The following is a 16,096-nucleotide window of genomic DNA, read 5'->3' as shown; positions in this document are numbered from 1 at the left end:
ACATAAAAAGGTCGGCAAATGCCGACCTTTTTATGTGAATTAATACTAGCTACTCTGACTACTGCTTATCAACAATAATACGTAACATACGGCGAAGTGGCTCTGCAGCGCCCCACAGTAATTGGTCACCCACAGTAAACGCACTAATGTACTCAGGGCCCATAGATAATTTACGAATTCTACCAATCGGAATATTTAATGTACCAGTCACTTTAACCGGTGTTAAATCTGTTGCAGTGATCTCACGTTCATTGGGTATCACTTTAACCCATTCGTTATGAGAAGCTAAAATCTCCTCAACTTTTTCAACGCTGATATCTTCGCGTAATTTAATGGTCATGGCTTGTGAGTGACAACGCATAGCACCAATACGTACGCATAAACCATCAACAGGGACAGGCTGCTTAGATGAGCCTAAGATTTTATTTGCTTCAACTTGCGCTTTCCATTCTTCTTTAGATTGCCCTGATGGCATAGGCACATCAATCCACGGAATTAAACTGCCCGCTAGCGGTACACCAAATTGATCTTGTGGTAAATCACTTGATGCAATTTGTTCAGTTACAAGCTTATCAATTTCTAAGATGGCAGCTTGAGGGTCGGCAAGCTTATCTGCAACGCTTGCATGAATAGAGCCCATTTGCGCGATGAGTTCTTTCATATTACGCGCACCGGCACCTGAGGCTGCTTGGTAAGTCATTGGGCTGACCCACTCAATCAAATCTTGCTCAAATAAACCACCTAGAGCCAATAACATGAGTGAAACGGTACAGTTACCACCCACATAGGTTTTAACGCCTTGCTCAAGACCTTGCTCAATGACATCTTTGTTTACAGGATCAAGTACAATAATACTGTCATCGCTCATACGAAGAGCTGACGCTGCATCTATCCAATAGCCGTTCCACCCTGCTTCACGTAACTGTGGGTAAACCGCTTTAGTATAATCACCACCTTGGCAGGTGATAATGATGTCCATTTTAGCAAGCTCTTCAATGCTAGTGGCATCGAGTAAAGGTTTTGCCGCGCCGGCTATGTCAGGCCCTAGTTGCCCTGCTTGAGAGGTGGTAAAAAAAGTGGTGTCAATATTGGCAAAATCATTTTCTTGCTGCATACGTTCTAATAACACTGAGCCAACCATGCCCCGCCAACCGACTAATCCTACTTTTTTCATTGTTTGTTCCACTATTTGAGTCATAAGAAATACCTAATACGTTAAAAATTAAAATTCATTGCGTGAGATTTAATTTTTAGACGAGTTAATCTAGCATTGCAGTAAATGCAAAACCAGTAATAGTCATAGAACATAAAAATATTTCATATTGATTCTGTAACTTAAAGATCAATCAATGGTTATATCTTCTAAACTGGGATCTAAAGCAGGTGGCGATACATCAATGCCTTTGCGTAATTGCTTTACCACTGTTTTAAGCACATCAATACGGGCATACCATTTATATTGGGCAGCAATGATATGCCATGGAGCAGCTTTGGTATTGGTATGAACAAACATATCGTTAATAGCATTTACATACTCACCACGTTTTTCACGATTACGGATATCTTCACTGGTAAGTTTCCAACGTTTATAAGGGTCTTGCAGGCGTACTTCAAAGCGCTTTAACTGCTCATCACTACTGATATTTAAAAACACCTTAACAATGCGCACCTCATCATCTATCAATAAGCGTTCGAATTCATTGAGCTCTTGATATGCACGTTGCCACTGCTGTGAACTGGCAAGTCCCTCAACTCTTTCTACCAAAACACGGCCATAATAGGATCGATCAAAAATGGCGATAGTGCCTGGCGCAGGTAGTTTATTCATAAATCGATACAAATAATGTTTGCCTTGTTCCTCAGATGTTGGCGCAGCAATCGGGTAAACAGTAAACCCTCTGGGGTCTAACCGCTGCGTTAAACGTCTTATAGCACCTCCCTTCCCTGCTGCATCCCAACCCTCTAAAACAATAACGGCGCGACGCCCTTGATGAAAATAAGCTTGCTGTACATGCAACAACTTAGTTTGCCAGTGTTTGAGCTGTCGCTTATAAGTTTGTTTATCTTTAATCGATGGCCACTGCGTTTGTGACTCATCTAACACTAGTTTATTTTTATTGAGTTTAATTTGACTAACAGAGTGCACAATAATTCCTTTTCAACAAGCAGCTTGGGCATTTGTAGATGCCAATAAGCATAGCAAACAGCTGGGCAAAAAAAAGCCCTACAAATGTAGGGCAATGAAGTGATCTTATTGTATTCGCCTTCCTAGGCTAAACTAAGCTAGAACTCGTAAGAATACGCTATACTAAATTTAGTCCCTTCTTCTTTTTTCCAGAGTGATAAACCTTCTTGCTCAATTTCTTTCTCTTGACCAAGAATATTTTCAACTTTAAATTTCACTTTACTGCTGAAGTTTGGAAAATAAGAATAAACTAAATCTAATGAGTGGAATGATTGCTCCTCAGCGTCTTCATTACCACGAGTACCTGGTACGATTATTCTAGGCCCAAACACATTATAAACTAATGATGTTGAATGGAAGCCATCATCAGAGTCATAACCCATTTGTAAGTTAGTTACCCATTCAGAGTGACCTACAAGTCGACGCTCATTATTTGTAACAATGTTAGAAACAGAATCAGCTTCTAATGCATCTTTTAATTGCTGTTCAAATAAAGAATCGACACCATCAGAATCATCAATACCAAGATTAACTGATGAATCTGACAAAGTTAGATTACCTGATACAAATATATTAGCTAAAGACGAGTCAATAAAGCTAAAATCAGATAAGAAATCGAACTCTATACCTGTTAATTCACCTGATTCAGCATTGGCTGTTAATAGCTGTGGTGCAGCACCGCCAACCCCAGCAAGCTCAACCATTTCAATCGGATTTTCAATATCTTTATGGAATAAAGCAACAGAGAAGTTATTTCCTGATTGCATATACCATTCGAATCTAAAATCAATGTTCTTTAATTTAGAGCTTTGTAAACTAGGTGAACCACGAACCAAAAACTCAGTTAACGGGTCAACATAGTAACTAGAGCTAACATCACGCATATCAGGGCGAATGGTTGTTTCGCTTAAGTTTAAGCGAAACTGCATTTCTTCATCCATAATATAAGTAACCGCAAGAGACGGAAAGAAATCGTCATCTTTAATTGCTACTTCAGTGATTTCATCAGTCGTTGCATCAAATTCATTGCTATGAGCTTTAAAAGGTACAGATACTTGGGCAAAATCTTCCCAACGTATACCACCTGTAAAGCGCCATGTATTATCTAAGAAATAATCAGCCATGAAATAATAAGCATCTAGCTTATTCGCTGCAGTGTATGAATCTCCATCAGCTGTTCTATCATCAAAAATGCCAGAACCTGTAGCACTCGTGTAGAAGTCATCGTTGTTGATATTATCATCAGCGAAAATTTCATCTAAGCGAGAACCATAGCTGTATTCATCAGCAATACCACGGTGGGTAATACCAAAACGCGTATTTGCAGCATCACGAGATTTTTCTGAGAAGTCGCCACCCGCTTTTAATTCAAGCTCATAACCATCGCCATAAAATGGCATCCCCATATTCCAGCCCCAAGTATCTACCTTATCATGTAGGGTTTGAAACTCTCGGCTTAAATTTGTTGCAGAAACATCTTGCAGTTGTTCAGACTCAAAAACCCCATCGCTATAATTTTTTTGAAAAATAGCGTCAACCATACCTGGTGCATCACGATTAGCACGGCTAGTGCCTGCGTACCAATCAACAAATAGGTTGTTATACTCTATAAAGTTATGAGTACCTTTTAACTGGCTAGAAAACATTTCGCGTTCTTCATACACGACATCGACACGACGTAATTCACGAGTTCCTTCTTCTGACTCATTGGCATCATAGAAATTACGGTCACGCACTCGATCACGCATATCATGTAAAGCAATATTAGTTAACTCGACTTTATGATTTGAGTTAAATTCATAACCCAAGTTTAAAGTTCCACTCCAGCGAACACTTTGTTCTGTAGAAGTACCATCATAATATTGCGCAAAACATTTGTCTTCACAGCCTAAGCTACCTAGGTTAGTTCCATTTTGCTCTTGGCTAACTTCCCACTCGTTTTCATACGAAACAGCAGCTAGCACACCAAAAGTACCTAAATCACTCTCAAATCGATCACCAAGTGCAACTGAAAAATCCATACCTAGAGGAACGTCTTTTTCGGTTGGTCCAATGTTCCAATCAAGTGATGACATTAACGCCTGACGCTGCTCAAGTGTTGTATCAAGGTTACCTTCTATACCATCAGCAGCAAATGCATCAATGAACTCTTGGGGTAATGCACGTGTTCCATCATCACGGCCCATCCAATCATCATCACCGCCTTCATAGAAATAACCTGTTTCACTATTACTGGTATCGTATGAAGCACCAACATCAACTTTAAATAAGAAATCGCTTGGGATAGACTTCGTTCTGATGTTGACGTTACCACCACCAAAATGCGCTGGCATGTCAGGTGAGAACGATTTTTGTACACTTAAACTTTCAATGATGTCTGATGGAAATAAATCCAAAGGAACAACTGAACGCGTAGGATCGGGACTTGGCACGTACATCCCATTTAATTGTGTACTTGAGTATCGCTCACCTAGACCACGAACATAGATAAACTTACCATCTACAAGGGTTAAGCCTGTTACACGGCGAAGTGCTGCAGCGGCATCACCATCACCTGTTCTTGAAATTTGATCGGCACCCATAATATCTGCAACAAACGCTTGATTTTGACGCTCTTGCAATACGGCACCCGCACTTCCTTTTAAACGCTGTCCAACAGCGACCACTTCTTCTATCTCTTGGTCAGATTCTTGCGCTTGAGCTGAGTTTATCGACAAACCTAAAAGAGCAGCAACAACCGCGTAATTTAGTTTTGAGCGACCAAGTTTAGAGGGGGTAAAAGAATTCATTATTATACTCCGAAACATGAACTAGAAGCTGGGTGAGAGCGAACTCTCACCCATGGTTATAAAAGAGGGTTATTCAAGACCTACTTTTACCCAACCTGCAGTCCAGTCAGTTTGTGCATCCATCGCACCGATGTAATCAACTTTGTCGAAGAAGCTGTTTAAGCTTGATGAGTCAAAGCCTTGACCAAGTAATGCTGAGTCTGAAGTTGGCATATAGCCATTTTCACTTAAACCTAGCATCGCGGCTTCCATTACAGAGTTACCATCTTGAGCTATAAACCAAGCCTGTGCAGTATCGCCATTAATTGTTTGCTCTGAGAAATTGTTTTCAGCAGAACAAGCAACTACAGAGTTAGTTATAGATAGCTTGCCGTCTTCTGCGTGAGGCACAGAATCCGAACCGATACGTAAACAGTTATTGTAGCTATCAGGGCCTGTCACAACTAGATTTTTAATAACACCCGCAGTACCTGCACGTAGGCGCACACCATTTACATCTGCAGCACCAATGATGGTTACATTTGAAATTGTTGGCATTGTTAGTGGTGAAGCCTCTGAATCAAACTCAGAGTTATCAGCTTCAATTGCATTATCACCATTCGTTGAATTTTGTTTGATAAGTACATGTTGAGCATTACCAGTCCAACCAAATGACCAATCAAGAGAGTCGTCACCTATATTAGTTAATACCAAGTGGCTGATACTTGCTGTACCACCAAAGAACTCAACGCCGTCATCAAGGTTTTCATGAACATGGATGTAATCAAGCTCTGTTTGGCTACCTACACCCGCAATAGTGATACCGTTAAGCTCATCACCATTACCTAGTGTTTTACCTGCTTGTTTTACAACAACGTATTTTAATGTACCTGAATTATCTTCTGGGTCTGTACCACCGAATAAACCTGCATCACCTTCAGCCGGAACACCACAGCTTGCAAGCTCATCAGCAGTTGTTTCGCCTTCTTGGTCGCCACATGAGTTAGCAGGTGCATTACCTAGTAATACTAAACCACCCCATTGACCAATACCGGTTTCAGCGCCCGTCATATCTTGGATAGACGTCATAGTGATTGGCTGAGTTGCTGTACCAACAGCTTCAATTTTAGAACCACGACGAACCACTAAGAAGTCATCACCTGACTCACCAATTAAAGTTGTACCAAACTGAACATAAAGAGTTGCAGGTGTAACTCGGTCACCACCTACAGCAGTACGGCCTTTCAAAATCCAGTGAGCGTCATTCGTAAGCGTTACATCTGAAGTAAACACAACATCTTGGTCTAATTCGTAGACAGGTTTATCAGTAATTTGTGGGAAGCTTGCAGAAACATCTGTAGCAAGTTCCTGAGCTAGCGCATTTTCGATATCTGTTGGGAAGTTAGGTGTCACAGCAACAGTCCAACCGTCCATCCAGTTGTTATCACCATCGAATGCACCAATGTAATCAGTTTTAGTGAAAAATGAATCAAGTTCTGAAGCATCAACACCAGCACCTAAAAGTGGTGAACCTGATTTAGGTGTAAAGCCGTCAGTCGCTAAGTTTAAGTTAGCTGACGTGAGTGTTTGGTTACCTGTTTGACCTTCAAACCATGATTGAACATTCCCAGAACCAATTGCTTCGTCACCAAAGTTATTGTCAGCGTTACATGCTACTACTGAGTTTTCGATTGATAATTCACCAGATTCTGCATTAGCAACAGAGTCAGAACCAACTCGTAGACAATTTTTGTATCCATCAGGACCTGTGATAACTACGTTACGAAGAATACCAGCAGTACCCGCGCGTAAACGAATACCATTGACACCATCAGCACCAACAACGGTAACATTCGAAATAAGTGGTTTTGTAAGAGGTGTTGCATTTGAATCAAACTCAGAGTTGTCTGCTTCAAATGCATTATCCCCGCCTACTGAACTTTGTTGGATATACACATTCTGTGCGCGACCTGTCCAACCAAATGACCAATCAAATGAGTCATCACCAATATCAGTTAATACAACATTACGAACATTAACAGTACCACCAAAGAATTCGATACCGTCATCTAGGTTTTGATGGACTTGAATGTATTCAACTTTTGTTTTAGAGCCAACACCAGCAAATGTAATACCATTTAGCTCATCGCCATTACCCAGTGTTTTACCCGCATGTTTTACAAGTACATAGCGAACAACCCCTGAGTTATCTTCTGCGTCTGTACCACCAAATAAGCCAGCATCACCTTCAGCAGGTACACCACAGTTGGTAAGTTCATCAGCGGTTGTTTCACCTTCTTGGTCACCACAAGAGTTTGCTGGTGCATTACCTAAAAGAACTAAACCACCCCATTGACCTATGCCTGTTTCAGCACCTGTCATATCTTGGATAGACGTCATAGTAATTGGCGCCGTTGCATTACCATTTGCATTAATTTGAGAACCACGACGAACAACTAAGAAGTCATCACCTGTCTCACCAATTAATGTAGTACCTGCTTGAATATAAAGTGTTGCACTATTTTCACGGTCACCACCAACTGCAGTACGACCATTTAAGATCCAGTGTACATCGTTTGTTAATGTTACATCAGCAGTGAATTCAGTATCTTCGGTTAAGCGGTATACTGGCTTATCAGTGATTTGTGGGAATTCACTTGATACATCCGTAGCAAAACCTTGAGCTTGTGCGTTCTCAATATCAGTTGGGAAGCCACCGTTAATCGCAACTGTCCAACCTTCCATCCAGTTAGTCGTGCCATCAAATGCACCGACTTGACCATTTGCCAACAATGGTGAGCCAGCTAATGGCATATAACCATTGTCATCAAGCATTAAATCAGCAGGTGTTAATGTTTGGTTAGCATCTTGCCCTTCAAACCAGGCTTGAACAGTACCACCATTAATGGTCTCGCTGCCAAAGTTGTTAGCAGCTGTTTGACATGCAACGATAGAGTTGGTGATAGTTAAAGAGCCATCTTCAGCACGAGGCACTGAATCAGAGCCAACACGCAAACAGTTTTCATATGTTGCAGGGCCTGTTACAAAAACATTCTTCAGAACACCAGCTGTACCGGCACGTAGGCGAATACCGTTATTTGCATCGGCGCCAACAATGGTTACATTTTCGATGGTTGGCATAGTAAGCGGTGACGCTTGTGAATCAAACTCTGAGTTATCAGCTTCGATTGCGTTATCACCCACATTTGCAGCTTGCTGGATGTAAACATTAGTAGCTTTACCCGTCCAGCCAAATGACCAATCCAGTGAATCATCGCCAATGTTAGTAAGAACAACATTGCTCACATTAACAGTACCGCCAAAAAATTCGATACCATCATCTAGATTTTCATGTACTTGAATATAATCTACAGTTGTTTCAGAACCAACACCCGCAAATGTAATACCATTTAGTTCATCACCATTACCTAGAGTTTTACCTGCTTGCTTAACTAAAACATACTTTAAAGTACCTGAATTATCGGCTGCATCTTCACCACCGAACAAGCCTGCATCACCTTCAGCTGGAACACCACAATTTGCAAGTTCATCAGCTGTCGTTTCACCTTCCTGATCACCACATGAGTTAGCGGGTGCATTACCAAGTAATACTAAGCCACCCCATTGACCAATAGCCGTTTCGCCACCTGTTACATCTTGAATAGATGTCATTGTGATAGGTTGAGATATTGTACCTACAGATTCTATCTGCGAACCACGGCGGACAACTAAGAAATCGTCACCTGACTCACCAATTAATGTAGTACCTTGCTGTATATATAACACAGCATTATCTGCACGGTCATTACCAACAGCAGTTCTACCTTGTAAAATCCAATGTGCATCATTGGTTAAACTAGCATCAACTGTAAATACAGTATCTGCAGCTAGTTTATAAACTGGCTTATCAGTAATTTCAGGATATGAACTTGAAACATCTGTAGCTAAACCTTGAGTAAAAGCATTTTCAATATCCGTTGGGAAACCTGTTGTCGCATTTTGTGAGTCATCACGGCTTGAGTCGTCACCGCCATTATCACCACCGTTGTCGCCACCATTTTCATAATTATTATTAATAGTGTCGCCTTCATTAACAGTTGTATTAGTATCGCCTTCTTTAACGACTAAATCACCACCACAACCAGCTAAAGAAACTGCTGCTGCCACTAAACTAACTTTAAATAAGTCAGATAATTTCATTGTTCACTCCGTTAAGATATTTAATATTTAATTATTTTGTTAGCGCATTAAGTTAAAACTCAAGTCAACTTAAAACACGTTCGACATGTTCTAAGGTCACTTGAGTTTTTCAACGGGGTCTACCTTACGGCAGCTATATGACAAACGGGTTACACTTTAATAAACATAAAATGACAATATGGATTGCATAAATAACAATGTCTTAGGGTAAGGTAAAACGAAAAAAACCGCCCGAAGGCGGTTTTGGTGTTGCGATTATAAACTGAGCGTTACTAACGAATTGTTAGCAACTAAAGTAAAGCTGTACGTAATGTTTCAGCATGTACTTTTTCGTTCTTCACATACTTGATCCATTGCTCAGCTAAACGTTGAGATTTTTTGTGTTTTTCAGCTTGTTCAAACGCTAAAATTGACGCATCAAAATTCTTTAAATTATATTGTGCCATACCAAGAGCAACATACACGTTAGATTCAAAATCCAAGCCGCCTTTATCAAGGGCTGCACGGGCGGCATCGGCGGCTTCTTCGTAGTTTTGCGTATTAATAAGCACTTCAGCTAAGCGTTGATCATATTTACCATGCGATGATAAGTCAGCAGCTTTGGCGAAATATTGCGCCGATTTATCATCTTCTTTGGCTTGCACCATAGCCTCTGCAATAAAGGCATAGTTCTTCGCTGATTGTTCTAAAGCACCTGACTCCATAGCCTGTTTCATAACATCGGCCGCTTTATAAGATAAGCCGTTATACATGTAAACTTGGGCAAGCTGGGTCAGCTCAGATTTTGATTTTAAAAAGCCTTGTTGATAAGCTGCTTCTAACACAGCTAACTGTTTTTTCTCAGCGCCTGTCTCACCATACATACCACCTAGTTGTACCCAGTACTCAGGTTTGTTGTAAAGTTTTACCATGCGCTCAAGAACTTCTACGACTTTTTGTGGTTGATTAAGCGAGTAATACATTGCACGCTGTAATACTAACCAGTTCTCTTTGGGCTCTTTACCTTCACTATCTGCTTGAGCAATAGCTTGGTTGATACTATCAACACCTTTGCTGTAGTCTTTCATTTGGTAGTAAGCTTGCGCTTTTAACACATGATAAGCATCTGTTTTAGGTTTAGTATTAATTTTATCCCAGTCATTTAAGAATGAGATAACTTTATCGTAATCACCATTAGCCATTGCTAATTGCGCCAAACTAAACGTAGTACTTAAACGTAAACTTTCAGGAATTGCCTGTGCATTAACCACCTTTTCAAATGAAGCAATTGCTTTTGGTAAATCGTTTTCGTTGTAGTAAATAAAACCATAAAAGTTATACATCATGGCTATTTCATATTCGTTCATACTTGATGCACGCTCTTTTATGCTATCAAGGGCTTCTAATCCGGCTTTTGCATCACCGTCATCAGCAAGCTTTTGTGCACGCGCTAATTGGCTGTAAACTTTTTCGCGCAATGCTGGAACTCGTTTAGTTTTTTGCTCTTGTGCGTAAGCCGTTGCCATGCTCACACCTGGTAAAAAACTAGCAATACTCGGCAGCAAAATACTACTGGTGAATGCTGTTGCACAAATAAGTGCAGTTTTTAATGGTTTCATAATCGCCTCGCTTCTCTATCCGTTTATTAAGTACTTTTAATGAAGTACTAACCGTTAATTTGGAAAGAAATTTTGTTCTGTACCCCCGCAACTTCAACAGCTTCGCCATTGACTACACGTGGTTTATATTTAAATTTAAGTGCTGCATCCATCGCTGCACGGTCAAATAATGATTCTGGCTCTGCCCTAACAACAACTGGGTCACGCACTGTGCCTTGCTTTGTTACTGTAAATTCAACAATCACATAGCCTTCAATACCGCGCGAAAGTGCTCTACGTGGGTAAACAGGTGCAACTTTAACAATGGGTAGATATTCACCATCACTTGACTCTAACGCTAACCCACCAGCAAGGTTTACATCCGCTTCTACATTGGCACCAAAATCAAAGTTTGATGCACTCGCATTAGGATCACTACTTTGCATTTGCGGTGACTCCATTGGCGGAGGCGGCTCTTTTGGCTTTGGTGGCTTTTGTGGTTTACGTTCTTTCTTTTGCACCGTTTCTTCTTTTTTAAGACGAACAAAGTCAAGTACGTTGCCTTTAACAGGCTCACTCATTGCCCCTTCACCACCGGTTATTAACGCTTGCATACCTAAGAACAAGAAAAACGTAACAACACCGGCAATCACTAATGCAACTAAATATCGCAACATATCAGTTCCTTATTATGCTTCTTGCGCAGCAATTGAAACGTCAAACGCACCTGCAGCACGTGATGCATCCATCACTTTAATTAATACTTCAGTGGTGGCTTTTTTATCCGCTTGAATAACAACGCTACCTTGTGGGTTTTCAGCTTTTAAGCGTTCAATATTTGCTTGTACTGCACGTTCATCGACTTTACGTTTGTTGATCCAAATCTCACCGGTGTCAGATATCGCAACCAAGATATTCGCACGTTCTTTTTTTACGGCTGTTGCAGCTTCTGGGCGATTCACATCAATACCTGCTTCTTTAACAAAAGAGGCTGTTACAATGAAGAAGATAAGCATAATGAAAACAACGTCTAGCATTGGCGTCATGTTAATTTCTTCTGCTTCGTCTTCTTGTAATAAATTACCTAATGGGGCTCTCATCGTTTACTCCTTGGTAAAGCAGCCAGTTGACTGCTTTACAAAATTTTTATTAGTGGTCTAAAACCATATTGTCTTCAAGTAGCTCTACTTCACGCTTGGCACGGCGTTGTAAAAATGTAGAAGCAAATACACCAGATAATGCACCAACCATTCCCGCCATCGTTGGGATAGTGGCTTTAGATACACCTGATGCCATTGAACGAGCACTGCCAGTACCAGTCACTGCCATTACATCAAATACTTCTATCATCCCCGTTACTGTGCCTAATAAGCCAAGTAGCGGACAAAGTGCAACCATCACATTGATTAACGCTAAGTTTGTATTAAGTTGCATACCAGCACGTGAAATCATAGCTTGGCGTATTTGCTCAGCATTCCAGCTGTTTCGCTCAGGGCGATTTCGCCAAGTTGCTTTTACATCACGCTTGTATTGCTTATAACCTTTGAAGAAAAATATAAATCGCTCGAGTATCAATAACCACATCGCGAAGATTAACACTCCGATGACCAAGAGGACTTGGCCACCAGTGTCGAGAAAATCACGGATAGCATTGATTGAATCAATCAATAGCACCATGGTTTATGCTCCTTTCTCGCTACGTTCAGCGATAATACCTGCGCTTTGCTCTTGGATTATTAACAAGATGTTTTTAGCACGGGTGTTCAGCAAGGTGTATAAAAATACAGTTGGGATAGCCACAACCAGACCAAGTACAGTTGTTACAAGTGCTTGAGAGATACCACCCGCCATTAGTTTCGGGTCACCTGTACCAAACAAGGTAATAGCTTGGAAGGTGTTGATCATACCGGTTACAGTACCAAGTAGACCAAGTAGCGGGGCAACTACTGAGATGATTTTGATAAGTGTTAGGTTACGGGTAATTTTAGGCATTTCACGTAAAATCGCTTCGCTTAACTTAAGCTCTAATGTGTCATGCGCAACATCTGGGTATTGGTCTTTAACTTTCATTACACGACCAAGTGGGTTGTCATCACGAGCAACACTGTCTTTAAGCTGACGACGTACTTTGCCACCAATCAACATAAGCGATAAGAAACGCTCAATTGCAATAAGTAGTGCGATAACACCAACACCTAAAATTACATAGCCAACTGTTCCACCTTGGTGAACACGCTCTTCAGTGTCAGGCGCTTGTACTAATAAACCAAGGATTGAGCCACCTGTAGGGTCAAGAGCAAACTGTACGACACCAGAGTCTGTATTTTGTAACTCTTCTGCAGTTGCTGTAAAACGCGCTACAGGTTGGCGAGTTAACTGGCTAATTGTATTTGTTGCCGCGTTATACTCTAAGTATTTACCGTTAGAGATAAGGTTAAATGCACCAACACGAACCACTTCTTGTTGTGCTTTAGTACCGCCTTCAACGATAACGTCAGTATTAAAACGAGTAACTTTACCTTGCTCTGTCATTTCGCGTTGAAGTTCGTACCACACTTTTTCGATATCTTCGATTGACGCTAGGTTTGAGGTTGAGCCCATTTTTACTGCCAGCTCATCCATAAACTTACTACGGTCTTGAATTTGTGCTGATACCACAGATGTCATAAATTTATTGCTTGAGTCCCCTGCAACTTGCTGCAGTACACCAAACAGTTCTTTTAATGAACCCATACGGTTAGATAAAGTGTCTGTTAAATTTGCTAATTTAACTTCGTTCTCTTCAAACTGAGTTTCAAGGCGTTCTGACTCAGCAAGCATTTGGTTACGTTTAGCTTGCGTATCTTTAAGCATTTGAACTTGTTCGCTTTGACGCGATTTAAATTCTTGTTCACGTTGCTGATTTTGTGCTGATTGTGCTGATTTACCTTGCTCTAATGTTTTAAGTAAGGCATCTAAATCCATTGGTTCTGCTGCCATGCTTGTTGCAGCAAAGCCTAAGCCTGTTGCTAACACAGCCATTTTTGTCATTTTGGTTAATAATTTCATTGTCATAAACCTCTTATTCAGCCGCGTGTACTGGTAGTGTTAACATATCTGGGGCAAGTTGCTTACGAGCAATGCGTAAACCTTTACTGATTTGGCTAATTGTTGAATCAGGTAGCGCTACAAATGACTTTGTATTTTGATCCCAGCTTCCTGCTTTTTTCCCATCTCGTGTTAAATAGATAAGCTCTAAGCGCCCAATGCGCAGAAAATCAACTTCACGTTCTTGGCCTTCAACACTTAATAATGCTGTATACGCTTCAATTGTACGTCCGTAATCAACTTCGACTTGGTATGCTTCTAATAGGCGGCGGAATTTTTCACTTGAATTGATATCAGCACGGTCCATCATTTCTTTTAAAGAAGTAATACGTTTTGCACGTTCATCTTTTAAGAAAGGCACATCCAGAGCAACAAATTGCTCAAGGCCTGTGATCATACGAATCATTAATGGAGTGATTTGACGCTCAATAACCGATACCTTATCCATAGAAGCGTTCAAATCTTCCATTTCTGTAAGTTGGTTATTAAGTTGCTTTGTTAACTGGGCGTTGTATACAGCTAGGCCGTCAATTTCTTTATTTAGGGCTGTGAACTGTTGCAGACGTCCTTGCATTGAATCTGCAATCTTGTCTATTTTTGTTTGTGATTGCGCAGCTGATTGGTTTATTTCGCTGCTTTTGTCGATTACCTTATCTAGTTCATTTGCATGTACTGCTGCAGACGCTGCTACAATACTTGCTAAAATCAATGGTTTAACGCCTTTCATCGCATACACCTTACTCGTTAATTACAATTGGTTTGTTTTAATGAGCGAGATTCTATAGTTTGTAAATGACAAGAGTGTTGCGCTAAAAAGTCTTTTTTATGACAGCTGTAATAAAAGTAAGCTTTAGTGGATTATGAGTGACATTTTTGTACGGTATGATGGAAGGTTAAATTCATTTAACAATTTCCCTTCATGAATTCCCCACTAAATAGTTCAACAAATTTCTAAAAGCAACATGCAATGTGATTGAATATCTATTATTGTATCCACCTCAGTAAACTTGATACTATTTTTTCATGATCTCCCCTAACCTATTTTAAAATAAACACTTTTCGTACCTATTTGAAAATAAACATTTAACAACTTATTATACACCACGCATAAAAATTCATAATTATGGCTTTTTTTGCACATTTATAGCGTTTATACTGCCCTCAGTTTAAAACTTAAACTTATAAATTAGCATTTCAATTTCATCCAACATTGTGAGAATACTTTATGCCAACATCTTTATCTAAAGAGCAAATAAGCCAATTAGCCACTGTACTTTCAGACGCACGTAAAGACGCAACAATTCTTGATACTTTCCCAGGACCAATTCCAAGTACTTTAGAAGAAGCATATGTAGTACAAAATGGTTCAATAGATGCTTCAAGTGATAAAATTGTTGGTTGGAAAGTCGGTATGGTACCGCCAGAACTAAGAGAGCAATATGGTGATGAACGTATCTTAGGCCCGGTATTTGAAAACGTGTATGTTGAATTAAATGATAACCAAGCTAAAGGTGAAGAGTTTAAACTGCCAGTCTATGCAGGCGGATTTATAGCAATAGAAGCTGAACTTGTGATTGAAACTAATCAAGATATTTTACCTGGTACGGTTAACACTGCACATGGCGTTGAACACCTAGTAAAGAATGTATATGCCGGTATTGAAATAGCAAGTAGCCCTGTGGTTGATCTAAACAGCTATGGCCCAACAGCAATTATTGCTGATATTGGTAATCAGTACGGGATGATCAAAGGAAGCGCTATTGAAAACTGGCAAGACAAAATAGCTAATATGAATACCAGTGTTAGCATTAATGACAAACTTATTAATGAAGCCCCTACTGACGGTATACTAAACGGCCCTATGGCAGCGTTTGCATTTATGATTGAGTGTTGTGCTAAACGCGGGATCACTTTACCAGCCGGTTCATTTTGTAGCTCAGGTGCTATAACGGGTGTTCATGAGACCTTAGTTGGCGCGAAATCAACAGTAAAATTTGGTGATGTTTGTACTATGAATTTTGTTTTAGTTGATAATAAAGCAAAGTAAACAAGCCCTAAATATAGTTCAGTACATAAGAGCGGTAAAATACCGCTCTTATAATTTCACCAAAAATCACAGACTCTCTAATACCTTATTTATTTGTGAATAGGTCAGGGCGCGAGCACACTTTGTTAATGATGTTAACCAAACAACAATTCTTCCCTAAAAGCATCGTCATAACATGCTCTTACGCACTTACTTCTTATTGAACCCTTACTTTTCGTATGCTGTTTTACCA

Annotated in this window: 11 protein-coding genes; 1 reads left to right on the top strand and 10 read right to left on the bottom strand. The window is 40.2% G+C overall.

The genetic code is table 11. The features are described 5' to 3' along the window. Positions 1-58: 58 nt before the first annotated feature. The 10 genes from asd to QMA12_RS20060 all read right to left on the bottom strand — a co-directional run bounded on the left by asd (position 59) and on the right by QMA12_RS20060 (position 14,544). Positions 59-1,198: an aspartate-semialdehyde dehydrogenase gene (asd, locus tag QMA12_RS20105; RefSeq protein ID WP_087531432.1), complete on the bottom strand. Its 1,140-nt coding sequence runs from the start codon at positions 1,196-1,198 to the stop codon at positions 59-61. 144 nt (positions 1,199-1,342) lie between these two features. Next, on the bottom strand, positions 1,343-2,128 hold the full coding sequence (locus QMA12_RS20100) for a polyphosphate kinase (protein ID WP_290211257.1): 786 nt from the start codon (positions 2,126-2,128) through the stop codon (positions 1,343-1,345). Between the two features lie 155 nt (positions 2,129-2,283). Then, entirely contained in the window at positions 2,284-4,974 is a 2,691-nt protein-coding gene (locus QMA12_RS20095; protein WP_087531434.1) for a TonB-dependent receptor, read from the bottom strand. A gap of 69 nt (positions 4,975-5,043) precedes the next feature. After that, positions 5,044-9,153, bottom strand: a complete 4,110-nt coding sequence (locus QMA12_RS20090) for a hypothetical protein (RefSeq protein WP_087531435.1) — start codon at positions 9,151-9,153, stop codon at positions 5,044-5,046. 290 nt (positions 9,154-9,443) lie between these two features. Further along, positions 9,444-10,751 (bottom strand): CDC27 family protein, encoded by a 1,308-nt coding sequence (locus QMA12_RS20085; RefSeq protein WP_290211235.1) that lies wholly within the window; start codon positions 10,749-10,751, stop codon positions 9,444-9,446. Positions 10,752-10,798: 47 nt separating this feature from the next. After that, complete coding sequence (locus QMA12_RS20080; RefSeq protein WP_290211256.1) at positions 10,799-11,404, bottom strand: energy transducer TonB; 606 nt, start codon at positions 11,402-11,404, stop codon at positions 10,799-10,801. A gap of 15 nt (positions 11,405-11,419) precedes the next feature. Beyond that, the gene (locus QMA12_RS20075) at positions 11,420-11,830 is read right to left on the bottom strand and encodes a biopolymer transporter ExbD (protein WP_058559390.1); all 411 of its coding nucleotides are present in this window, start codon (positions 11,828-11,830) and stop codon (positions 11,420-11,422) included. 49 nt (positions 11,831-11,879) lie between these two features. Beyond that, a complete protein-coding gene (locus QMA12_RS20070) occupies positions 11,880-12,407 on the bottom strand; it encodes a MotA/TolQ/ExbB proton channel family protein (RefSeq protein ID WP_256827525.1) in 528 nt (175 codons plus the stop codon). A gap of 3 nt (positions 12,408-12,410) precedes the next feature. Then, a complete protein-coding gene (locus tag QMA12_RS20065) occupies positions 12,411-13,778 on the bottom strand; it encodes a MotA/TolQ/ExbB proton channel family protein (protein WP_290211234.1) in 1,368 nt (455 codons plus the stop codon). Between the two features lie 13 nt (positions 13,779-13,791). Beyond that, positions 13,792-14,544 (bottom strand): DUF3450 domain-containing protein, encoded by a 753-nt coding sequence (locus QMA12_RS20060; protein ID WP_290211233.1) that lies wholly within the window; start codon positions 14,542-14,544, stop codon positions 13,792-13,794. Between the two features lie 498 nt (positions 14,545-15,042). Here QMA12_RS20060 and QMA12_RS20055 point away from each other — a divergent pair, with 498 nt between their 5' ends. Beyond that, positions 15,043-15,864 carry a hypothetical protein gene (locus QMA12_RS20055; RefSeq protein ID WP_087531459.1) on the top strand — a complete coding sequence of 274 codons (822 nt, stop codon included), beginning with the start codon at positions 15,043-15,045 and terminating at the stop codon, positions 15,862-15,864. Positions 15,865-16,096 lie beyond the last annotated feature (232 nt).

Source organism: Pseudoalteromonas sp. APC 3893 (assembly GCF_030408095.1).
In the GTDB taxonomy this organism is placed as follows: Bacteria; Pseudomonadota; Gammaproteobacteria; order Enterobacterales; family Alteromonadaceae; genus Pseudoalteromonas.
Note: the sequence above shows the minus strand (reverse complement) of the source record. Positions and strands in the feature narration are given on the sequence as shown.

What these genes read in the sequence shown, in the direction of transcription:
- QMA12_RS20095 (WP_087531434.1), bottom strand. Translation starts at nt 4,974, where the DNA reads ATGAATTCTTTTACCCCCTCTAAACTTGGTCGCTCAAAACTAAATTAC.
- asd (WP_087531432.1), bottom strand. Translation starts at nt 1,198, where the DNA reads ATGACTCAAATAGTGGAACAAACAATGAAAAAAGTAGGATTAGTCGGT.
- QMA12_RS20090 (WP_087531435.1), bottom strand. Translation starts at nt 9,153, where the DNA reads ATGAAATTATCTGACTTATTTAAAGTTAGTTTAGTGGCAGCAGCAGTT.
- QMA12_RS20055 (WP_087531459.1), top strand. Translation starts at nt 15,043, where the DNA reads ATGCCAACATCTTTATCTAAAGAGCAAATAAGCCAATTAGCCACTGTA.
- QMA12_RS20075 (WP_058559390.1), bottom strand. Translation starts at nt 11,830, where the DNA reads ATGAGAGCCCCATTAGGTAATTTATTACAAGAAGACGAAGCAGAAGAA.
- QMA12_RS20085 (WP_290211235.1), bottom strand. Translation starts at nt 10,751, where the DNA reads ATGAAACCATTAAAAACTGCACTTATTTGTGCAACAGCATTCACCAGT.
- QMA12_RS20065 (WP_290211234.1), bottom strand. Translation starts at nt 13,778, where the DNA reads ATGAAATTATTAACCAAAATGACAAAAATGGCTGTGTTAGCAACAGGC.
- QMA12_RS20070 (WP_256827525.1), bottom strand. Translation starts at nt 12,407, where the DNA reads ATGGTGCTATTGATTGATTCAATCAATGCTATCCGTGATTTTCTCGAC.
- QMA12_RS20060 (WP_290211233.1), bottom strand. Translation starts at nt 14,544, where the DNA reads ATGAAAGGCGTTAAACCATTGATTTTAGCAAGTATTGTAGCAGCGTCT.